Below are 23,648 nucleotides of genomic sequence, written 5' to 3' on the forward strand. Positions count from 1 at the left end.
TTCTTATTTGACAACAGATATAGATAATCGTAGTTTTATAATAGAATTTTTATTTGAAGAAATTCAAATATATTACAGATTTGCTCTGCTAATGACAGAGTATCATAATTTTGGAATTGTTATTCCTATAATTCTTTAGAAAGACATCAAACAGATTTAGTTTTGGTGTCTTTTTCTTAAATTTTTCTCAAAATGAATCCAACAGTTGCAAGAACAAATCCTAAATAGCTGAAATTATAGTTCATAGAATGGCATACAAAGCTTCGAACTTTTGTGTGCTCTTTTGTGAAGTGAGTTTAAGAAACTAGAAACAGGATACATAGATGTCATTTAAATTGGGAAGGAGGTGGAATATGGCAGATATGGAGGTTACCAAAAAAGTATATAGCGCGGATGAAATACAAGTGATTTTAGGAATTGGAAGGAGTAAGGTATATGAATTTCTGGATTCTGTAAATAAAAAGCAGGAACCGTTTCGGGTTATAAAAATAGGAAGAATATATCGGGTGCCTAAGGATTCTTTTGATAGATGGATGAATGGAGAAACTATATAGAGCAGAGGTGAAAGAATGGTTAAGAAAGTAAAAAAATATCCACATGCATTTTTTGAGAGAAATACCTGGAATCATAGAACAAAAAAATTATTGCCGGATTATACAATCAAATATGGGAAAAAGGGTGGATTTGAAACAGCTGAAGAAGCAGAAAAAGCGTATCAGGAACATATAAAAGAATTTGATAGGAAGATGAATATGACCTTTTTAGAAGTGGATAAAGAGGTAACATTAAAAAACTTCTTACTTTATTGGTATGTGAGTATCTTTTCCGAAAGAGTACAGTCAACTACCCGATATTTAGTATCCTATGTGCTATATGGAATGCTATTACCTAATATAGATGAAAAAATAAAATTGAAGTTTGTCAGCACAGATTATTTGAATGAGTTATTGGATAAAGTGGCAAAATACTGCAAATCGGCAGGATTCAAAAGCAGGGAAACATTATATATTGCAATGAAAGATGCACAGTTTCTTCGTTTAATAGATAATAATCCAGTAAAAGCAACGAAAACATATCCAAGACCCAAAAGAAAGATTACCGTTTTAAATAAAAGTCAGACAAGATGCTTTTTGACAGCCGCAAAAGAAAGAAATTGGTTTTTAGAGATTATTTTGGGGTTATATTGTGGCCTGAGAAAAGGGGAAATATTAGGACTGAAATTTGACGATTTTGATTTTGAAGAAAGAACGGTCACAGTTCAAAGACAGTTGGTAGCTGATATAGAAACCAAGGAGGGAACTTATGAAATTATAAAGTATCAGAGTATTTTACGTGATCCAAAAAGCGAAAGTGGAAAACGCAGATTAAAAGTGCCCGAAATTATATTGGTGGAAGTCGAACGCAGAAAAGATAGAATTCAATTACTGAAGGAAAGAATGGGAGAAGACTTTCAAGATCAGAATTTTATTTCTTGTCAGAAAAATGGAAATCCAAGAGGGTTGTGTTCTTTAAATACAGAAATCAGGAGACTATGTGAAAGAAATGGATTGCCACATATTACAGTGCATGGATTAAGACATATGTATGCTACAATTCTAGCTGAGAGAGGAGTGCCTTTAACGAAAATATCAGCATTGCTGGGGCATCATTCCGTACATACAACATTTGAATTTTACCTGGAAGTAATTGAGGGTGGAAATCAGATTACAGATTTTTTGAATAAGGAATTTCTAGCAGAGGAGGCAGCGTATGGATCTAAATAAAATAAAACTCAGAGCGTATGTAGATTATCGTGTTGGCAATGTGATAAAAATTAAAGGAAAGTTTGGATTTCGTGTAACTGTGATATTTGATGATATGGAAGAAAAGGAATCCCAACATTCTGGTTTTGCAAAGAAAGAAGAGGCAGAAAAAGAAAGAAATCATGTAATTGCTCAATTACACGATAAGAAATATGTTGTTTATAAAAATATAAAAGTGGAAGAGCTACTGACGTATTGGTTGGAAAATATTATAAGAAGCAAGGAAGGTGTAAGTGCTTGTACTTACAATACTTATAAAAATTGTATTGAAAAGCACATTATTCCAGAATTGGGAAAATTAACTTTAGTAAAGTTAAATCAGGGGCACATTTCAAAATTGTATAAAAAGTTGGTTGAAAAATATAGTTCCATTCCAAGAATAGCTAAGCCGATTTTGAATACCTCATTAGAATTTGCACTTTCTAAAAATTTGATTACATATAATCCGGCGGAGGGATTAAATCTTCCTAAAGGTGCGAAAAAGGTTCCATACCATGAAATCGTAATTGATGAATCAAAAACGTACGCGTTGGAGCAGGTAAAGCATTTAATAAAAGTAGCAAAAGATACACGTATTTATCTGTATATATTATTTGCACTCTTAATGGGATTAAGGAAAAGTGAAATCAGTGGAATAAAGTACACAGATATAGATTATGAAAATCGCACATTAAAAATAGAACGGCAATTAGGAAGAAGTTTAGAGGTAGACGAAAATGAAATAGCACCAAAGACACGAACAAAGCAGGAAATTGATGTGAAGACACCTGCAAGTAATCGTGTGGAGAAAATTCCTAATTTTTTATTTAGCGAAATACTAGAAGAAAGGAAAAAATATGAGAAAAACCGAAGCAGGAGACAGCATGGAAGATGGGTATTTCAAGATATGGATTACATTTGTTGTTCTAGTTATGGAAGACCAAGATCTACCACATACATATATACCCATTATAAAAAACTAATAGAAGAAGCAGGATTGCCATATATACGATTTCATGATTTACGTCATACGTATACCACATTATTAATGAAGAATGATATCAATCAAAAGGCAATAGCAGCGTCGTTAGGACATTCCAAATCGATTATTACATTTGATGTCTATACAGACAAGCAGGCATTAATAGAAGGAGGGGTAGAGGAGATTGATGCATTTATAGATGAAGTGCATCCATATGATAGTGAAGATATTCAAATACTAAAAGAAAAATATGGAAAGAAAGTTCTGCATAGATTGGCTTAATCTATATGGGAAATCAATAGAAAAGGGTATACTGCAGGTTATTTGCTGTATGCTCTTTTTTTTACGGGAAAGAGAAAAGTAGATAGTAGAAAAATTCTTTTATTGACGAAATACACAAGAACAGATATACTAAAATTGAACGTATGTTCGTGCATAAGAATACAATATATGGAATAAAAATGCAGAAAAATATCAGTAATGCTGTTCTGTGTGCTTAGGTATTATGATTGACTAATAGGTCTTTATAGTTTTGAAAAGGGATAAATTGTGGTATACTGTAGTATCAAATCATGGAGGATAGTACGAGGTGTTGCGAACCGGAAAATATCCACTTGGGTGACCAAATTCGTACATTGGCGTTTTTTTACCTATTTTTCAGCAAAATTGGAACGTATTTTTCACCTGACATGTACGAATTTTCGGGTTAATAATGAAAATAGTAAGGAGGTTTTTGACTATGGATCACTTCGAACTGGTATCAGAATATGCTCCTACAGGAGATCAACCGCAGGCTATCGAACAGCTTGTGAAAGGTTTCCAGAAAGGCAACCAATGCCAGACTTTACTAGGGGTTACGGGGTCTGGCAAGACTTTTACAATGGCAAATGTTATCAAGGAATTAAATAGGCCAACACTCATTATTGCACATAATAAAACGCTGGCTGCACAGCTTTATAGCGAATTCAAAGAATTCTTTCCGAATAATGCAGTTGAGTATTTTGTCTCCTATTACGATTATTATCAACCGGAAGCATACGTACCGTCGACAGACACCTACATTGCGAAGGATTCCGCCATCAACGAGGAGATTGACAAACTGCGTCTTTCCGCAACTGCGGCACTGACAGAACGCAGTGATGTTATCATTGTATCCAGTGTTTCCTGTATCTATGGTCTGGGAAGTCCGGTGGATTATCAGAATATGATGGTTTCTCTGCGACCGGGCATGGAACGTGACCGGGATGATGTGATCCGGCAACTTATTGATATCCAGTACATGAGAAACGATATGGATTTTCATCGAGGTACTTTCCGGGTGCGCGGTGATGTACTGGAAATTTTTCCGGCAAATAATACAGATACGGCAGTGCGTGTGGAGTTTTTCGGTGATGAGATTGACCGGATTACGGAGATTGACGTGCTGACAGGTGAGATCAAGAGCCGTCTGGAGCATTGTGCGATCTTTCCGGCTTCTCATTATGTTGTTCCGCAGGAAAAAATCAATGAGGCCACGAAAGAGATCGAAAAAGAGATGGAAGAGCGTGTGCGTTATTTTAAAAGTGAAGATAAACTGATCGAAGCACAGCGTATTGCAGAGCGCACGAATTTTGATATTGAGATGTTGCGTGAAACCGGTTTTTGCAGCGGTATTGAAAATTATTCGAGACATCTGGCAGGACTGGAACCCGGGGTTCCGCCTTACACGCTGATGGACTATTTTCCGGATGAGTTCCTGATCATTGTGGATGAGTCTCATATCACCATTCCGCAGGTGCGGGGGATGTATGCCGGAGATCAGTCAAGAAAATCGACACTGGTTGATTATGGCTTCCGCCTGCCTTCTGCAAAGGATAACCGACCGTTAAATTTTGAAGAATTTGAAAGCAAGATCGATCAGATGCTGTTTGTGTCTGCGACACCGAATGTGTATGAGCAGGAGCATGAACTACTGCGTGCAGAGCAGATCATCCGTCCGACAGGCCTGTTGGATCCGTATGTGGAAGTGCGTCCGGTGGAAGGGCAGATTGATGACCTGATCGGCGAAGTTAATAAAGAAACATCTGGCGGTCATAAAGTTCTGATTACGACACTGACAAAGAAAATGGCAGAAGATCTGACCGATTATATGCGTGAGATCGGTATTCGGGTCAAATATCTGCATTCTGATATTGATACGCTGGAGCGTGCAGAAATTATCCGGGACCTGCGTCTGGATGTGTTTGATGTACTGGTTGGAATCAATCTTCTGCGAGAGGGGTTGGATATTCCGGAGATTACGCTGGTGGCGATTCTGGATGCGGACAAGGAAGGATTTCTTCGTTCTGAAACTTCTCTGATTCAGACCATCGGACGTGCGGCACGAAACAGTGAAGGTCATGTTATCATGTATGCAGATACGATTACGGATTCCATGCGTCTGGCATTGGATGAAACGGAGCGCCGCCGTGCAATTCAGATGGCATATAATGAGGAACATGGTATTACACCGAAGACGATCCGGAAATCTGTCCGGGATCTGATCAGTATTTCCAAGAAAGTTGCGAGGGAGGAGATGCAGCTGAAGAAAGATCCGGAATCCATGAGTAAGAAAGAACTGGAGAAGCTTATTCAGGATGTGGAGAAAAAGATGAAGAAAGCTGCGGCGGAACTGAATTTCGAGGCAGCAGCCCAGCTGCGTGACCAGATGGTGGAACTGAAGAAAATGCTGCAAAAAATTGATTCATAGACTGCAACAGAACTAACACAGTGAAAGAAGAGAGAGTAACAGATATGGCACAACAATATATTAAAATTAAAGGAGCCAGTGAGCACAATCTGAAAAATATCGATGTGACCCTTCCAAGGGATAAATTTATCGTGCTGACCGGCCTGTCCGGTTCCGGAAAGTCCTCATTGGCCTTTGATACCATTTATGCGGAAGGACAGCGCCGTTATATGGAATCTTTATCATCCTATGCCCGGCAGTTTCTTGGACAGATGGAAAAACCGAATGTGGAGAAGATTGAGGGACTGTCTCCGGCGATTTCTATTGACCAGAAATCCACAAACCGCAACCCACGTTCTACCGTGGGAACCGTGACAGAAATTTATGATTATTTCCGTCTGCTGTATGCCCGGATCGGTATCCCGCATTGCCCGAAATGTGGGAAAGAGATCAAAAAACAGACAGTAGATCAGATGGCAGATCAGATCATGCAGCTTCCGGAACGGACGAAGATCCAGCTGCTGGCACCGGTGGTGCGGGGCAGAAAGGGGACCCATCAAAAGCTGCTGGACAGCATCAAGCGCAGCGGTTATGTCCGTGTACAGATTGATGGAAGTGTGTATGAACTGACCGAGGAGATCAGCCTGGATAAAAATAAAAAACACAACATTGAAGTGGTGGTTGATCGTCTGGTGGTAAAGGAAGGCATTGAAAAACGTCTGGTGGATTCCATTGAAAATGTTCTGGAACTGGCAGACGGTCTGATGACGGTGGATGTCATTGGCGGGGAACAGATACAGTTTTCCCAGAGTTTTTCCTGTCCGGACTGCGGTATCAGCATTGATGAGATTGAGCCAAGAAGCTTTTCGTTTAATAATCCTTTTGGTGCCTGTCCGGAGTGTTTCGGCCTTGGTTACAAAATGGAATTTGATGAGGATCTGATGATCCCGGATAAGCGTCTGTCTCTGGCAGAGGGAGCAATCCAGGTTATGGGCTGGCAGTCTTCCCGTGATCCATCCAGCTACACTTATGCGATTTTGAAGGCTTTGGCAGAGGAGTATGATTTCGATTTGAATACACCATATGAGGAACTGCCGGAAGCAGTGAGGGATGTGATCCTTCATGGAACAGATGGCAGAAAAGTGGTGGTACATTATCGTGGTCAGCGTGGTGTCGGTGTTTACGACGTAGCATTTGAGGGGCTGATCCGCAATGTGGAGCGTCGTTATCGTGAGACAGGGTCGGATATGACGAAGCAGGAATATGAGACATTTATGCGGATCACGCCGTGTAAAGCCTGCCATGGGCAGCGACTGAAAAAAGAATCTCTTGCGGTTACCATTGCGGATAAAAATATTCATGAGATCACATCCATGTCAGTAAAGGATCTGTGTGTCTTTCTGGAAGATCTGGAACTGACACCACAACAACATCTGATCGGTGATCAGATTTTAAAAGAGATCCGTGCCCGTGTGGGCTTTCTAAAAGAAGTGGGTCTGGAATATCTGACGTTGTCCCGGTCAACGGGAACATTGTCCGGAGGAGAAGCCCAGCGTATCCGCCTGGCGACACAGATCGGTTCCGGTCTGGTGGGCGTTGCCTATATTCTGGATGAGCCAAGCATCGGTCTGCACCAGCGTGATAATGATAAGCTTCTTGCGGCATTAAAGAATCTGAAAGATCTGGGCAATACACTGATCGTTGTGGAACATGATGAAGATACTATGCGTGCAGCGGATTATATCGTGGATATCGGACCGGGAGCCGGAGAACATGGTGGAGAAGTCGTGGCGGCCGGCACCGTCGAGGATATCATGGCATGTGAAAAATCACTGACAGGTGCATATCTGAGTGGCAGACGGATCATTCCGGTACCGGAGCAGCGAAAAGAGCCGACCGGGTTTATTACCGTCCGCGGTGCTAAGGAGAACAATCTGAAAAATGTGGATGTGAAGATCCCATTGGGAGTCATGACCTGTGTGACAGGAGTGTCAGGCTCCGGAAAAAGTTCTCTGGTCAATGAGATTTTGTACAAGCATCTGGCGCGGACACTGAACCGTGCACGTTGTATTCCGGGTAAACACAGAGGTATTGATGGCCTGGAGCAGTTGGATAAAGTCATCTGTATTGATCAGTCGCCAATCGGAAGAACACCGCGTTCCAATCCTGCGACTTATACCGGTGTGTTTGATCAGATCCGTGATCTGTTTGCAGCAACGCCGGATGCGAAAGCACGGGGCTACAAAAAAGGGCGTTTCAGCTTCAATGTCAAAGGGGGACGCTGCGAGGCATGTTCCGGTGATGGCATCCTGAAGATTGAAATGCATTTTCTGCCGGATGTGTATGTACCTTGTGAAGTATGTCAGGGAAAACGGTATAACCGTGAAACACTGGAGATCAAATATAAAGGAAAAAGCATATATGATGTGCTGGACATGACTGTTGAGGAGGCATTGACCTTTTTTGAAAATGTGCCGTCTGTTCAACGGAAGATTCAGACACTGTACGATGTGGGACTGTCTTATGTACGGCTCGGTCAGCCTTCCACAACACTGTCCGGCGGAGAAGCACAGCGTATCAAACTGGCAACCGAGCTGAGTAAACGGAGCACCGGAAAAACTATCTATATTCTGGATGAGCCTACGACGGGACTGCATTTTGCGGATGTGCATAAACTGATCGAAATTCTGCACCGACTGGCAGATGGTGGAAATACGGTGGTTGTTATCGAACACAATCTGGATGTTATCAAGACTGCGGATTATATCATTGATATGGGGCCGGAAGGTGGCGATGGCGGCGGAACGGTGATCGCAGAAGGTACACCCGAACAGGTGGCGGAGAATCCGATTTCCTATACCGGAAAATATGTGAAGAAATATCTGTAATTCTTCCGGGAAAAGTGTGAATCATGCTTGCAGGAATGAACACTTTTGGATACCAATCTGTTTGGCGGGAAGCCAGGCATGAGAAGAATAGAGCATGGAAAAGATGTTTTTCGAATGGCTCTGAAGAAGTATTAATAACAAAAGGCACCGCATCCGCGGTGCCTGAATATTCGGGGAGTACTTCCCGGACTTGGGGGATCCGGGAAGCTTGAGTTATGAAAAATTTATTATAAAAAGCGTAAGCCTTTTATAATCGATTACGAGTGTTAGTATAAAAAGAGAATGTGTCCATTCTGTGATAAAAATGCGAACATTTTGGAAAAAAAGAATTACTTTTCCTAAAAAAATATTAAGAAATGGTTAAATCATCGTCGATTTCTCTGAAAAGAAAAAAAACACTTTGAAAAATGCAATTATTTGTATATAATAAAAACGCGTATGCCGATTCATCTTCTGAAAAGAGTTCGGCGAAAATGAATTTTAAGTAAGATTGATAAATGTACAATATGAACGCAGGTCGCAAAGCGACTGCGTTCATGAGCAAGTAGCGAAATCGGATTGCGAGTGTCCGCTTTACATGTATTAGAAGCATGAGCAGTAAAAATAGAAGCATAAGATAGGAAAGGAGAAAATGAGATGATTTCAACTGATATTGGAATTGATTTAGGAACAGCAAGTATTCTTGTTTATGTCAAAGGCAAAGGCGTTGTATTAAAAGAGCCGTCTGTTGTAGCATTTGACCGTGATACAAATAAAATAAAAGCAATTGGTGAGGAAGCAAGACTGATGCTTGGAAGAACACCGGGAAATATCGTGGCAGTACGACCGCTGCGTCAGGGTGTTATTTCTGATTATACGGTAACTGAAAAAATGATGAAATATTTCATTCAGAAGGCCGTTGGCAAAAAAAGCTTCCGTAAACCGCTGATCAGTGTCTGTGTGCCGAGTGGTGTTACAGAGGTTGAAAAAAAAGCTGTAGAAGATGCGACATTCCAGGCTGGAGCCAGAGATGTAAAAATCATCGAGGAGCCGATTGCAGCAGCAATCGGAGCTGGTATTGATATTTCCAGACCATGTGGAAATATGATCGTAGATATCGGTGGTGGTACGGCAGATATCGCTGTTATTTCACTGGGAGGTACCGTAGTAAGTACATCCATCAAAATTGCTGGAGACGATTTTGATGAAGCACTGGTACGTTACATGAGAAAGAAACATAATCTTCTGATCGGTGAGCGTACCGCAGAGGATATCAAGATTAAGATTGGTACATGTTATCCGTTGCCGGAGCCGATGACACTGGATGTCAGAGGACGAAACCTGGTAACCGGACTGCCGAAGACCGTGACCGTTTCTTCCGAGGAGACAGAAGAAGCGCTGCGAGAGGCGACCATGCAGATTGTAGATGCCGTACACAGTGTCCTGGAGAAGACACCGCCAGAGCTGGCAGCCGATGTGGCAGACCGTGGAATCGTTCTTACCGGAGGCGGAGCACTGCTTCGTGGACTGGAAGAACTGATCGAGTCACATACCGGAATCAATACCATGACAGCAGAGGATCCGATGACCTGTGTTGCCATTGGAACCGGAAAATATGTAGAATTCCTTTCCGGAAAAAGAGATGAGCAGTAAGTAATGAGAGAGACAGTCATCAGGCTGTCTCTTTTGCTTAAACAGGGAGAATTATGGAAACAATCACCGGATTTGTAGAACATATCGTATATCGGAATGAAGAGAATGGATATACAGTTTTAAATTTGGCATCCAATGAAGAGGATGAGGTTACCTGCGTGGGTGTGTTTCAGATGATCAGCGAAGGAGAAAGTCTGGAGTTGACCGGGGAATATACGGTACATCCTTCCTATGGTCCGCAGTTCAAAGTGCAGCAATACAGTATCAAAGCACCGGAGGATATTGCTTCGATTGAACGATATCTGGGATCGGGAGCGATCAAAGGTGTCGGAGCAGCGCTGGCAGCACGGATCGTGCGGAAGTTCAAAGAGGATACGTTCCGCATTATTGAGGAAGAGCCGGAGCGTCTGGCAGAGATCAAGGGCATCAGTGAACGAAAAGCACAGGAGATCGCACAGCAGACAGAAGAAAAGCGAGAATTACGTCAGGCAATGATCTTTTTACAGAATTACGGGATATCATTGTCACTGGCGGTAAAAATATACCAGACATATCAGTTGGATATGTATCGGATCATTCAGGAAAATCCTTACCGGATGGCGGAGGATGTGACTGGCGTTGGTTTTAAAATTGCGGATGAGATTGCCCATCGGGTAGGGATCCATCTGGACTCGGATTTCCGTATTCGCAGTGGGATCATGTATGTGCTTCAGCAGGCTTCGCTGGAAGGACACACGTATCTGCCGGAAGAATTGCTCACCCGCAGGGCATGTGAACTCCTTGGAGTGGATGCTTCCGGGGTGGAAAAGCATTATATGGATATGGCCATTGATCGGAAACTGATCCTGAAGCAGTCGGAAGCAGAAGTACAGATTTATGCGTCCACATTTTATTATATGGAACTTAATGTGGCAGTGATGTTGCGGGAACTGAATGTAAAATACGATTTTTCGGAAACTGCGGTGGAGCAGAGAATCCGTAAAATCGAGCAATTGTCGGAACTGGAATTAGATGAGATGCAGCGCACCGCTGTAAAGGAAGCGGTACGGAGCGGACTGTTAGTTATCACCGGAGGACCTGGTACCGGAAAGACTACGACGATTAATACGATCATTCAGTATTTTGAATCAGAAGGCATGGATATTGCATTGGCAGCGCCTACCGGCCGTGCAGCGAAGCGGATGAGTGAGACTACCGGTTACGAGGCAAAAACAATTCACCGGCTGCTGGAGCTGTCTGGCGGCATGGATGAACATGCAGGTTTCGAGCGGAATGAACAGAACCCATTGGAGACAGACGTCATTATCATCGATGAGATGTCTATGGTAGATATCACGCTGATGCATAATCTGCTAAAAGCTGTTGTGGCAGGAACCCGTCTGATCCTTGTGGGGGATGTGAACCAGCTTCCGAGTGTCGGTCCGGGCTGTGTGCTGAAAGATATCATCGATTCTCATGCATGCAATGTGGTACGGCTGAACCGGATTTTCCGACAGGCATCGGAGAGTGATATTATTGTCAACGCCCACAAGATCAACCGTGGGGAACCGGTTTCTCTGGATAATAAAAGCAGAGATTTCTTTTTCCTGAAACGGTATGATGCCAACGTGATCATCAGTATCTGTATTCAGCTGATCCGGCAGAAACTGCCAAAGTATGTAAACGCATCGCCATTTGATATCCAGGTGTTGACTCCGATGCGGAAGGGGCTGCTGGGAGTAGAACGTCTGAATACGATTCTGCAGCAGTATCTGAATCCGCCGGATGGAAAAAAGTCAGAGCGGGAACATGGGCAGACAATTTTCCGTGTGGGCGACAAGGTTATGCAGATTAAAAATAATTATCAGGCAGAGTGGGAAATCCGGAGTCGTTATAATATTCCAATTGAAAAAGGTCTGGGTGTGTTCAACGGTGATATGGGAATCGTTCGGGAAATCAACAGTTTTTCTGAGACACTGACCGTAGAATATGAAGAACGCCGGATGGTGGAATATCCTTTTAAAGAACTTGATCAGCTGGATCTGGCTTATGCCATTACGATACATAAATCCCAGGGAAGTGAATATCCGGCAGTCATTATCCCGTTACTGACGGGGCCTCGGATGCTTATGAACCGCAATCTGCTCTATACCGCAGTGACCAGAGCCCGTAAATGTGTAACGCTGGTGGGAGACGAGAAAGCCTTTTACAATATGGAAGCAAATGTAAATGAACAGAAACGTTATAGTGGTCTGAGAGACCGCCTGGAGGAATTATAAAGTTTGAAATTCTGGAAATGCTTAGACTATTTATATCCACCCCGTTGTCCGGTGTGTGGTGAAATCAGTTCCGATGGTATCTGTCCGGTGTGCACAAAGAAACTTTTTTTTGTGAAAGAGCATTACTGTATGAAATGCGGTAAGCCTCTGGACGCAGCAGAGGCAGAATACTGCAGGGACTGCAGCAGACGGCAGCATGCTTTTGTCCGTGGAAGAGCACTGCTGTCCTACCGTGGTCCGGTAAAATTATCGCTGTATCGTATGAAATATGGCAATCGGAGAGAATACGCGAGGGTGTATGGACAGACCATGGCGCACAGACTGGGACCGTGGATCTGTCAGTGCGGTATCGGGCTGATCATTCCGGTTCCGCTGCATCCGTCGAGAAAACGGAAACGCGGATATAATCAGGCGGAATGGATTGCAAAAGGGATATCGGATGTATTGCATATTCCGGTGGATACGCACACTTTGTACCGGGTGCGGCGGACAAAACCGCAGAAAAAACTGAATGACATCGAGAGAAAGCAGAATTTGCAGGGGGCTTTTTCTGTAAAATGTGCATTGCCGCCGAATGCCTGTATTTTACTGGTGGATGATATTTATACTACCGGAAGCACCGTGGATGAAGCAGCCCGATGTCTGCAAGCAGCGGGGGAGTGTAAGGTGTATGTGGCAGCGGTTGCAATCGGGGGATAAAAAACTTTTCTTGCATGGCGATTTATGTTATACTCGTCATAAAGTATATCAGATGTGAGATGACTCCCACCTTTATAGGTGGTGAGCAGCAAGAATGCCGAGGGCATTTTTGAATGAGTAAAAATGGGTGAAGAATATGATCAATCAGGATAGAGTCCGGGAAATGACCAGATTGTCCATTCTGGAGAGTGGGGTTGGCGAACGAGAATTGAAAATCAGCACATATCGGCGGAGTGATTATGTGATTTTTGAGATGGTCAAAGGATTTTTCTTTGGAACAATCTGTTTTTGTACTGTGTTGCTGCTTTGGGGCTGTTCCAGATGGGACATATTTAACCAGTGGCTTTCAGATATTCATTATGGGACACTGTTAAAGCAGTTATTGATTTTTTATGGAATATTTATGGCAGTATATCTGGTAATCTGTGTTGCCGTGGCAATTCACCGGCATAAGGTGTGTCGGGAGCGACGCAATCTGTATCTGCATTTTCTGCACCGATTGAATAAATCCTATCTTGCTGAGGAAAAAGCAGGGGAAGAGTAGGATTGTCAGGAGGAAACAATGGTTCAACTTTTGAAAATAAAAGAACACATCTATCGTTTTATCGGAAAATATGAGATCTATGCAATGGCAGTCTTTCGGTTTCTGGTTGCTTTTCTGGCATTTTCGCTGATCAATCATCAGATTGGTTATATGGACATTTTAAAAGAGTATCCGATTGCACTGCTCTGTGCATTATTGTGTTCATTTTTGCCTTCCGGCATGATGCTGTTTTTCGGTGCACTGCTCATATTGCTGAACTGTTATGCACTGTCACTGGAGTTATGCGGTATTGTGGCATTGATCTTTGTGGCTCTTTTTTGCATTTATTATCGTTTTACCAGCAAAAAAGGCATTTATACGGTACTGACTTCAGTACTTGGAATTGCAGGTATTCCCTATGTAATGCCGGTGGCAGCAGGAATTCTTGACCGGATATATACGGTAGTAGCAGTTGTATGTGGAGAGTTTGTATACTTTCTGTTAAAAAGTGTGAATCAGAATGCAGCACTTTTTTCAGCCAAAGAGACTATTACAAAGAAAAGTGTGGTGACACTTGCCGTGCTGCAGATTTTTACCGATAAAGAGATGTATTTCTATCTGGCAGCATTTGCAGCAGCGACAGTTATCGTTTCCTGTGTCAGAAGACTTAGTGTGGATCATGCAAGAACGATTGCAATCGTTCTCGGTATTGCCGTGCAGCTTGGCGTGATTTGCAGCGGTGAGATTTATCTTGGTGAGACAGGTCGGATCGTGCGGGTAATCCTGGGCTGTATGGTATCGCTGGTTATTGCACTGGTGCTTGATTTTATGATCCTCAGTGTGGATTATAGCCGGGTGGAGCATACACAGTTTGAAGATGATGAATATTATTACTATGTCAGAGCCGTTCCGAAGGTTTTTGTATCAGTGGAGGATAAGCAGGTCAAGCATATCAATGCCAAACGGACAAAGAAGCGGAAGAGTACCCGTGGAAAAAAAGTAAACTCTGTTCATGTGAATACCAAGAAAGAAATCGGAGATGAACTGGAGGAACAAGTTCTGAAAGAACTGCATGATAAATAGAATAAACGCAGGGATAATGAGCAAGGAGAGGAAGTGAAAAAATGCGGGAGATCGGATCAGCATTATATGCATTTATGGATAAATATCTTTCCTGGATTGATAAACCGAAGATAGGACCGACAGATATTATAGAGATCATTATTATTGCTTTTGTACTGTATCATGTTATGGTATGGGTGAAAAATACACGGGCATGGATGCTGTTTAAAGGAATTATCGTGATCCTGATATTCCTTTTGCTGGCAGCGTTGTTCCAGATGAACACGATCCTGTGGTTGTCGGGAAAAGTTGTAAATGTTGCAGCGATCGCACTGGTCATTATTTTTCAGCCGGAGTTGCGAAATGCACTGGAACGGCTGGGCAGGAAGAATTTTCTTACCGCGTTTTTTAATTTTGATTTTCAGAAGTCAAATCCGGTGCGTTTTTCCGAGAAGACGATCAACGAGATTGCGAAAGCCTGTTATGAGATGGGCAAGGTGAAAACAGGTGCGTTGATTGTTGTTGAACGTGATGTGATGCTGAATGAGTATATCCGTACCGGAATACCTCTGGATTCTCTGGTTTCCAGCCAGCTTCTGATCAATATTTTTGAACATAACACACCGTTGCATGACGGTGCAATCATTGTGCGGGGAGACAGGATCGTGTCTGCGACCTGCTATCTGCCCTTATCGGATAATATGGAACTTAGTAAAGAACTGGGAACCCGTCATCGTGCCGCTGTTGGTATCAGCGAGGTCAGTGATTCTATGACTATTGTTGTATCAGAAGAGACAGGAGCTGTTTCCCTGGCCGTGGAAGGTACTCTGTATCGTAATATTGATGCGGATTTCCTGAAAAGTAAGCTGAGATTTGCAGCAAAACTTTCGAAGGACACCGAACCGTATCTGACAAAACTGAAAAGGAGGCTGAAACATGTTGCGCAAACTGACAAAGCGGATTACAAATAATTTCGGTCTCAAAGTGCTGGCAGTTGTATTTGCAATTGTCATCTGGTTGGTAGTTGTAAATATTGAAGATCCGGAAAAAACAAAGGGATTTACAATTCCGGTAACAATAGAGAACAGTGACTACCTTACTGATATGGGAAAGACATATGATATTCTGAACAATTCAGACAAGATTTCCTTTACAGTTACCGGTAAACGCTCAATCATTGAAGAATTATCAGATTCTGATTTTACCGCAGTGGCAAATATGGAGAATGTGAATGATGAACTGACCACTGTTCCGGTCAGTGTGGCTGCTTCCCGTTATTCGGGGCAGATTGAGATCAATAAGCGGGATGCAACGTTAAAAATCAGTGTGGAGAATCTTAAAACTGAGAAATATGCGGTGAAAGTTGTGACTAAGGGTACCCCGGCGGCATATTGTTATGTGGAGACTGCGACCGCGGATCCTAAAAAAGTGACCATCACCGGTCCGGAATCCGTTCTGAGTCAGATTGCAACTGTGGAAGCAATCGTGGATGTCAGTGGTGTCGGGGAAGATATGGCAACAAACAGCAAGGTTGTTCTGCTGGATGAAGCCGGAAATGAGATTTCTCAGGATCGTCTGACATTGAACCGTACGTCGGTGGCGGTAGATGTGAAAATTACAATGGGAAAATCGGTGCCATTGAAATTTACTACAAATGGAACCCCGGCAGACGGATATCGGTATGAAAAAGCAGAATGCAGCGTTTCCAGCGTTAAGCTGGTGGGCAGCAGTGAAGCACTTGCCGGTATCAGTGAATTGGAAATCTCCGGGTCACAGATGAGTATTGCGGGGGCGACATCAGATGTGACTGCCGGTGTAGACCTGACGAAATTCCTGCCGGATGGAGTGGAACTGGCATCAGATCAACAAAAACAGATCAATGTGACACTGGTTATAGAAGGAAAAACGGCAAAGGCTTTTGCCGTTCCGGTGAAGAACATCACAGTGAAAAATCTTCCGTCAAATCTGTCCATGCAATTTAATGCAGATACCGTGACGGTGAACATTCTGGGATTTGCTGAGGATTTTGCAGATATCAATCCGGAATCTATCACAGGAACTATTGATGCTTCCGGATTTAACACCGGAGTTCTGGCAGCGGAAGTAAAGCTGGATGGAAATTACAGTGTCAGTGAGACCATATATACGGCTGTTACCGTGACGGAAAAATCATCTTCCGGAAACAGTGGAAGTGACAGTAATTCAGAAGGAGCAAACAGCTCTTCACAGTAAAATAAGGATAAGAAGAAACACCTAAGATGTATTTGGAGGGGATACAAGATGGTTTGTCAGAAAGTAAAAATTAAAAATCCTGCGGGACTGCATCTGCGTCCTGCGGGAAAATTATGCGACGAGGCGATCAAATACAAATCAAAGATTTCTTTTCAGAGAGGAACAATGATTACAAATGTAAAGAGCCTTTTGAGTGTGCTGGCGGCAGGCATTAAGTACAATGATGAGATTGAATTTGTCTGTGAGGGAGAAGATGAAGAAGAAGCGCTGGCAGGAATTGTATTAGTGATACAAAACGGTTTGGGGGAATAACAGGAAAAGAGGAAAATCGTATGGACCATTTGGATGAACTGGAAGCAGAAGCAATATACATCATGCGGGAGGTGGCAGCACAGTGTGAAAAGCCGGTGATGCTTTATTCTATTGGAAAAGATTCATCTGTGATGCTGCATCTTGCCCTGAAAGCATTTTATCCGGAAAAACCGCCATTTCCGTTTTTACATGTAAATACTACATGGAAATTTAAGGAAATGATTGCATTTCGTGATAAAGTAGCTGAACAATATGGTATTGAAATGCTGGAGTATATCAATGAGGAAGGTGTACGCCAGGGGATCAATCCATTTGATCATGGCGCAGCCTATACGGATATCATGAAGACGCAGGCTCTGAAACAGGCATTAAATAAATATGGATTTACTGCAGCTTTTGGTGGCGGCAGAAGAGATGAGGAAAAGAGCCGTGCGAAAGAACGTATTTTTTCTTTCCGTAATGCTGAGCATGCCTGGGATCCGAAAAATCAGCGGCCGGAGATGTGGAAACTGTATAATACAGAGATCAACAAGGGTGAGAGCATCCGGGTATTTCCTATCTCCAACTGGACAGAGAAAGATATCTGGCAGTATATTAAGCGGGAAAATATCGATATTGTCCCGCTGTATTTTGCAGCAGAGCGGCCTGTGGTTGAACGTGATGGTAATTTGATCATGGTAGATGATGAACGTATGCGTCTGCTTCCGGGGGAAAAGCCCATGATGAAGAAAGTACGTTTCCGTACACTCGGCTGTTATCCGCTTTCCGGCGGGGTGGAGTCGGATGCCGATACCCTGGATGCCATTATTCAGGAAACATTAAGTGCGGTATCTTCCGAGCGTACCAGCCGTGTTATTGACAAGGATGGTGGAGCGGCCAGTATGGAGAAACGGAAAAGGGAGGGCTATTTCTAGGATGAATGCGTTATTAAAATTTATCACATGTGGAAGTGTGGATGATGGAAAATCTACACTGATCGGACATATGCTCTATGATGCGAAACTGCTTTTTGCGGATCAGAAACGCGCGCTTGAGCTGGATTCCAAAGTGGGATCCAGAGGTGGTGAAATAGATTACAGTCTTTTGCTGGACGGGCTGATGGCGGAGCGGGAGCAGGGAATTACCATTGATGTTGCTTACCGTTATTTTACGACAGAGCGCCGTTCTTTTATTGTGGCTGACACACCGGGACATGAAGAATATACGCGAAATATGGCAGTGGGAGCTTCCTTTGCCGATCTGGCGGTTATTCTTGTAGATGCAAGCCAGGGTGTGCTGACACAGACCAGACGCCATACCAGAATCTGTTCCCTGATGGGAATTAAACATTTTGTATTTGCCGTAAACAAAATGGATCTGATCGATTTTGAACAGGAAAAATTTCAGAAGATCCAGAAGGATATAAAAGTGCTGCTGGCAGAGTTTGAGTACAGCACTGCGCAGATGATCCCGGTATCTGCAACCGAAGGAGATAACATTACAAAACGTTCTGTGCATATGCCATGGTATACGGGAAAGACATTGTTGGATTATCTGGAAACTATTAATGTAAAAGAGAATCCGGCAGAAACAGGGTTTACCATGCCGGTACAGCGTGTCTGCAGACCGAATCATACGTTCCGCGGATTTCAGGGACAGATTGAGAGCGGAAGCGTTTCTGTGGGAGATGCCATTAAGGTACTGCCAAGCGGGGAATCTGCGAAAGTGACGTTAATTTATGAAGGCGATAAAGAAGTGCAGACCAGTGCCACAGGACATGCAGTCACTATTCAGCTGGATACGGAGATTGATGTCTCCAGAGGCTGTGTACTGATCAGAGATACTTCATTGAACGTAAATTCCATGTTTGCCGCAACTCTGTTGTGGATGGATGATGTGAAATTGCTGCCAGGCAGAAATTTCCTGTTAAAGCTTGGCACACAGAGTGTTCCGGCGACTATTATGAAGATCCGGTATAAGATTGATGTCAACACCGGAGAAGAAGTATATGCGGATGCGATTTACAAAAATGAGATTGCGTTGTGTGAGATTTCCACGGCATCCAAGCTGGTATTTGATGAATTTGAAAAAAATAATGCACTGGGTTCTCTGATTCTGATTGACCGTGTGTCCCATATGACGTCGGCCTGTGGAATCGTGGAACATACATTGAACAGAGAGAATCAGCTGACCTGGCACAATATGGATATTACACGGAGTTTCCGGGAGGAACAGCTGGGGCAGACTGCAAAAACAATCTGGTTTACCGGTCTGTCAGGTTCCGGCAAATCTACGCTGGCAAATGAATTGGAGAAACGTCTGGCTGCTATGGGCAAACATACGATGCTGCTGGATGGTGACAATGTCCGGATGGGATTGAACAGAAATCTTGGTTTTCGTGAGGCTGACCGGATTGAGAATATCCGTCGGATTGCGGAAGTATCCAAGCTGATGAATGATGCCGGTCTGATCGTGCTGACTTCTTTCATCTCACCTTTTGCACAGGATCGTCAGAATGCCCGTGAAATCATCGGAGATGCATTTATGGAAGTATATGTAAGCACTCCGATGGAAGAATGTGAGCGCAGAGATGTCAAGGGATTATATAAAAAGGCCCGGAATGGGGAACTGGATCATTTTACCGGTGTGACCAGTCCGTATGAAGTGCCACAACATGCCGATGTCGTGATCGACACCAGCAAATTCAGTGTGGAAGCTTGCGTGGATCAGATTTTGGAACAGCTGAAAAATCAGCTGTAACTTATATAAAGTGATATAATCATGAAGTGAACCCAAAATGGAAAGGAATTAAAATGGGAAGATATTTTGGAACTGATGGTTTCCGTGGTGAAGCCAACAAAAATTTAACAGTGGAACATGCATACAAAGTAGGCCGTTTTATCGGATGGTACTATCATCAGATGACAGGAAAAAAATGTAAAGTGGTAATCGGAAAAGATACCAGACGTTCCAGCTACATGTTTGAATATTCTTTGGTAGCTGGTCTGACAGCATCCGGGGCAGATGCATATCTGCTTCATGTAACGACTACACCATCTGTTTCTTATGTGACAAGAACCGAGGATTTTGACTGCGGTATTATGATCTCTGCCAGCCACAATCCGTTCTATGATAATGGCATCAAGCTGATCAATGGAAACGGTGAGAAGATGGATGAGAAGACGATCTCCTATATTGAGGATTACATTGACGGCAAACTGAATCTGTTCGGGGAAGAGATGACAGATGTACCGTTTGCAGTCCGCGAAGAAATCGGATGCACCGTTGATTATGCAGCAGGAAGAAACCGCTATGTGGGATATCTGATCTCACTGGCAACTTATTCTTATAAAAATATGCGTGTGGGACTGGACTGTGCAAACGGAAGTTCCTGGATGATCGCAAAGAGCGTGTTTGATGCACTGGGAGCAAAGACCTATGTCATCAATGCAGAGCCGGACGGAACGAATATCAATAACCATGCAGGTTCTACTCATATTGAAGTGCTTCAGAAATTTGTAAAAGACAATAATCTGGATGTTGGATTCGCATATGATGGCGATGCAGACCGTTGTATTGCAGTGGATGAAAAAGGAAATGTTGTTGACGGAGATCTGATTTTGTATATTTATGGAAAATATATGAAAGAGAGAGGAAAATTATTAAACAATACCGTCGTTACCACGATCATGTCCAATTTTGGTCTGTATAAAGCTTTTGATGAAGCAGGTATTAACTACGAGAAGACAGCTGTTGGAGACAAATATGTCTATGAAAATATGGTTCAGAACGGTCATCGTATCGGTGGCGAGCAGTCCGGACATATTATTTTCAGCAAATATGCAACAACCGGTGATGGTATCCTGACTTCTATGAAGATGATGGAAGTAATACTGGCAAAGAAACTGCCGCTGAGCAAGCTGGCAGAGCCTGTTACCATTTATCCGCAGGTGCTCAAAAATGTAAGAGTAAAGAGCAAACCGGAAGCGCAGAATGATCCGGATGTACAGGAGGCTGTGGCAAAAGTGGCAGAAATGCTTGGTGATACCGGAAGAATTCTGGTTCGTGAGAGTGGCACAGAGCCGGTGATCCGTGTCATGGTAGAAGCTGAGACAGAAAGCCTCTGTGAAAAATATGTGGATCAGGTGATCGATGTGATCAAATCCAAGGGGCATACAGCTTAAAAAAGAATACCGGATGTGAAATGCACAGAAGAAAAATGTGAGATATAACAGAGTGTGCATTTTTCAAAAAAGTGCGGTAATATTCCGCAAAAAATAAGAGAAAGAGGTGATCAGGTGGTTGAATTAGACCAGTTCAAAACAACATTGAACGCATACAGACACCCGCTCCAGGAAGTAAGGGATTCACTTTGACCTCGCTAATAAAGAGCAGAGGATTCAGGAATTAGAGCGGAAAATGGAGGAGCCGGATTTCTGGAACAATCCGGAGCGTTCCCAGGAACTTATGAAAGAGCTTAAAAGTAAGAAAGATGATGTAGAAATTTATCATCGGCTCACATCCCAGATGGAAGATATGGAACTTATGATCGAGATGGGATATGAGGAAAATGATCCGGAAGTCATTCCGGAGATTCAGGAATTGTTGGATGAGTTTGAAGCAAGTTTTGAAAATATTCGTATGAAAACATTGTTGTCCGGTGAATACGACAGAGACGATGCCATTGTGACCCTGCATGCAGGTGCCGGTGGAACAGAGTCCTGTGACTGGGCAAGTATGCTGTATCGTATGTACACCAGATGGGCATCTGCCAAAGGATTTGAAGTGGAAGTGCTGGATTATCTGGACGGTGAGGAAGCAGGCATTAAGTCTGTTACATTCCAGGTGCACGGAGAGAATGCCTATGGTTATCTGAAGTCCGAGAAAGGGGTCCACAGACTGGTGCGTATTTCCCCGTTCAATGCGGCTGGAAAACGGCAGACATCCTTTGTATCCTGTGATGTTATGCCGGATATCGAGGAAGATGTGGAAGTGGAGATCAATGAAGATGATCTGCGCATCGATACCTACCGATCCAGTGGAGCCGGTGGACAGCATATTAATAAGACTTCATCTGCAATTCGTATTACGCATCTGCCGACAGGTATCGTAGTTCAGTGCCAGAATGAGCGTTCCCAGCATATGAATAAAGATAAGGCAATGCAGATGTTGAAAGCAAAACTGTATCTGTTGAAACAGCAGGAAAATGCGGAGAAAGCAGCTGACATTCGCGGCGATGTCACAGAGATCGGCTGGGGCAATCAGATCCGGTCTTACGTTATGCAGCCGTATACAATGGTGAAAGATCATCGTACCAATGCGGAGACAGGAAACGTAGACAGTGTCATGGATGGAAATATTGATCTTTTTATCAATGCATATCTGAAATGGATTACATTGAGCAAAAAAGATCAGGAGGCATAAAGAGGAGAAATTACCATGGGTATTATCAGAGCAGCAGCAAAAAGTCTCAGTTCAGGGTTGGCAGATCAGTGGCTGGAAGTCATTGAGCCTTCTGATATGGGTGCACAGACCTTGATGACACCGGGCATTATGGTGAATCGAAAATCACAGAACCGCAAAGGAAGCAGACATGTGATTTCTGACGGATCAGTGATCCATGTATATGATAATCAGCTTATGATCCTGACCGATGGAGGGAAAATCATTGATTACACCGCAGAGCCAGGTTACTTTGAAGTGAACAATGCTACAGAACCGTCTCTGTTTAACGGAGATTTTTCCGGCGCGATGCAGGCGACATTTGAGCGTGTGAAGTATGGTGGTCAGTCCCCTACAGAGCAGAAGGTGTATTACCTGAATTTGCAGGAAATCAAGGGTATTAAATTCGGTACGAGAAATCCGATCAACTATTTTGATAACTTTTATAATGCAGAGCTGTTTCTGCGGACGCATGGAACCTATTCCATTCGTATTACCGATCCATTGAGATTCTATGCGGAAGTTATTCCGAGAAATATGGATCAGGTGGAAGTGTCTGATGTAAATGAGCAGTTTCTGGATGAATTTCTGGAAGCCTTGCAGTCTGCCATTAATCAGATGTCTGCAGATGGTATCCGGATTTCCTTTGTTACATCCAAAGGGCGGGAACTTGGCAAATATATGGCGGATATTCTGGATGAGGAGTGGAAGCAGAACCGTGGTGTGGAGATTGCATCTGTAGGAATTGCGAGCATTTCCTATGATGAGGAATCCACTAAGCTCATCAATATGAGAAATCAGGGAGCTATGCTTTCTGATCCGACAATACGGGAAGGTTATGTGCAGGGATCTGTGGCTCGTGGCATGGAGGCAGCAGGTTCCAATGCAGCAGGACCTGTGTCCGGTTTTATGGGCATGGGGATGAGTATGCAGGGTGGATCCGGTGTAATGGGGGCAGCTTCTGAGGCAAACCTCCGTCAGATGGAGATGAACCGTCAGCATGCGCAGGCGGCCGGGACGGCTGACATGGCAGCTGCTACATGGATCTGTTCCTGTGGGACAGAAAATACCGGAAAATTCTGTGCGGAATGTGGAAAACCGATGCCGACTGCGTGGACTTGTTCCTGTGGGACAGAAAATACCGGAAAATT

General features: G+C 43.3%; 18 protein-coding genes. All 18 read left to right on the forward strand.

Translation table 11 applies throughout. The annotated features are described in order from the left end of the window. Nucleotides 1–353 precede the first annotated feature (353 nt). Entirely contained in the window at nt 354–554 is a 201-nt protein-coding gene (locus HMPREF0373_RS14975) for a helix-turn-helix domain-containing protein (protein ID WP_044964841.1), read from the forward strand. Between the two features lie 15 nt (nt 555–569). After that, the gene (locus HMPREF0373_RS14980) at nt 570–1,763 is read left to right on the forward strand and encodes a site-specific integrase (protein ID WP_021740644.1); all 1,194 of its coding nucleotides are present in this window, start codon (nt 570–572) and stop codon (nt 1,761–1,763) included. After that, nucleotides 1,750–3,045: a tyrosine-type recombinase/integrase gene (locus tag HMPREF0373_RS14985; RefSeq protein ID WP_021740645.1), complete on the forward strand. Its 1,296-nt coding sequence runs from the start codon at nt 1,750–1,752 to the stop codon at nt 3,043–3,045. The genes HMPREF0373_RS14980 and HMPREF0373_RS14985 overlap by 14 nt, the downstream gene beginning before the upstream one ends. 457 nt (nt 3,046–3,502) lie before the next feature. Continuing rightward, nucleotides 3,503–5,491 (forward strand): excinuclease ABC subunit UvrB, encoded by a 1,989-nt coding sequence (gene uvrB / locus HMPREF0373_RS14990; protein WP_044964844.1) that lies wholly within the window; start codon nt 3,503–3,505, stop codon nt 5,489–5,491. 44 nt (nt 5,492–5,535) lie between these two features. Further along, nucleotides 5,536–8,358 (forward strand): excinuclease ABC subunit UvrA, encoded by a 2,823-nt coding sequence (gene uvrA / locus HMPREF0373_RS14995; RefSeq protein ID WP_022035994.1) that lies wholly within the window; start codon nt 5,536–5,538, stop codon nt 8,356–8,358. A gap of 636 nt (nt 8,359–8,994) precedes the next feature. Continuing rightward, nucleotides 8,995–9,990, forward strand: coding sequence for a rod shape-determining protein (gene mreB, locus HMPREF0373_RS15000; protein WP_021740650.1), 996 nt, complete (start codon nt 8,995–8,997; stop codon nt 9,988–9,990). Between the two features lie 53 nt (nt 9,991–10,043). Then, nucleotides 10,044–12,248 (forward strand): SF1B family DNA helicase RecD2, encoded by a 2,205-nt coding sequence (gene recD2, locus HMPREF0373_RS15005; protein ID WP_021740651.1) that lies wholly within the window; start codon nt 10,044–10,046, stop codon nt 12,246–12,248. A gap of 3 nt (nt 12,249–12,251) precedes the next feature. Then, nucleotides 12,252–12,947 (forward strand): ComF family protein, encoded by a 696-nt coding sequence (locus HMPREF0373_RS15010; RefSeq protein WP_044964850.1) that lies wholly within the window; start codon nt 12,252–12,254, stop codon nt 12,945–12,947. 136 nt (nt 12,948–13,083) lie between these two features. Beyond that, the gene (locus HMPREF0373_RS15015) at nt 13,084–13,491 is read left to right on the forward strand and encodes a hypothetical protein (RefSeq protein ID WP_021740653.1); all 408 of its coding nucleotides are present in this window, start codon (nt 13,084–13,086) and stop codon (nt 13,489–13,491) included. An 18-nt stretch (nt 13,492–13,509) separates the two neighbouring features. After that, entirely contained in the window at nt 13,510–14,553 is a 1,044-nt protein-coding gene (locus HMPREF0373_RS15020; protein WP_021740654.1) for a hypothetical protein, read from the forward strand. A gap of 41 nt (nt 14,554–14,594) precedes the next feature. Next, nucleotides 14,595–15,503 carry a diadenylate cyclase CdaA gene (cdaA, locus tag HMPREF0373_RS15025; protein ID WP_021740655.1) on the forward strand — a complete coding sequence of 303 codons (909 nt, stop codon included), beginning with the start codon at nt 14,595–14,597 and terminating at the stop codon, nt 15,501–15,503. Continuing rightward, complete coding sequence (locus HMPREF0373_RS15030) at nt 15,469–16,764, forward strand: CdaR family protein (protein WP_021740656.1); 1,296 nt, start codon at nt 15,469–15,471, stop codon at nt 16,762–16,764. The genes cdaA and HMPREF0373_RS15030 overlap by 35 nt, the downstream gene beginning before the upstream one ends. Nucleotides 16,765–16,812: 48 nt before the next feature. Beyond that, a complete protein-coding gene (locus HMPREF0373_RS15035; protein ID WP_021740657.1) occupies nt 16,813–17,076 on the forward strand; it encodes an HPr family phosphocarrier protein in 264 nt (87 codons plus the stop codon). 20 nt (nt 17,077–17,096) lie between these two features. After that, nucleotides 17,097–17,990, forward strand: coding sequence for a sulfate adenylyltransferase subunit CysD (cysD, locus tag HMPREF0373_RS15040; RefSeq protein WP_021740658.1), 894 nt, complete (start codon nt 17,097–17,099; stop codon nt 17,988–17,990). 1 nt (nt 17,991) lies between these two features. Next, nucleotides 17,992–19,815: an adenylyl-sulfate kinase gene (gene cysC, locus HMPREF0373_RS15045; RefSeq protein ID WP_021740659.1), complete on the forward strand. Its 1,824-nt coding sequence runs from the start codon at nt 17,992–17,994 to the stop codon at nt 19,813–19,815. A gap of 53 nt (nt 19,816–19,868) precedes the next feature. Beyond that, nucleotides 19,869–21,239, forward strand: coding sequence for a phosphoglucosamine mutase (gene glmM, locus HMPREF0373_RS15050; RefSeq protein WP_044964860.1), 1,371 nt, complete (start codon nt 19,869–19,871; stop codon nt 21,237–21,239). A gap of 114 nt (nt 21,240–21,353) precedes the next feature. Further along, a protein-coding gene (gene prfB, locus HMPREF0373_RS15055; RefSeq protein ID WP_129900300.1) for a peptide chain release factor 2 occupies nt 21,354–22,479 on the forward strand; the annotation gives its coding sequence in 2 pieces (ribosomal slippage) (nt 21,354–21,428 and nt 21,430–22,479; 1,125 coding nt in all). Between the two features lie 15 nt (nt 22,480–22,494). Next, nucleotides 22,495–23,648: SPFH domain-containing protein (locus HMPREF0373_RS15060; protein WP_021740663.1), on the forward strand; the 1,154-nt coding region annotated here is incomplete at its 3' end.

It is taken from the genome of Eubacterium ramulus ATCC 29099 (genome assembly GCF_000469345.1).
Classification (GTDB): Bacteria; Bacillota; Clostridia; order Lachnospirales; family Lachnospiraceae; genus Eubacterium_I; species Eubacterium_I ramulus.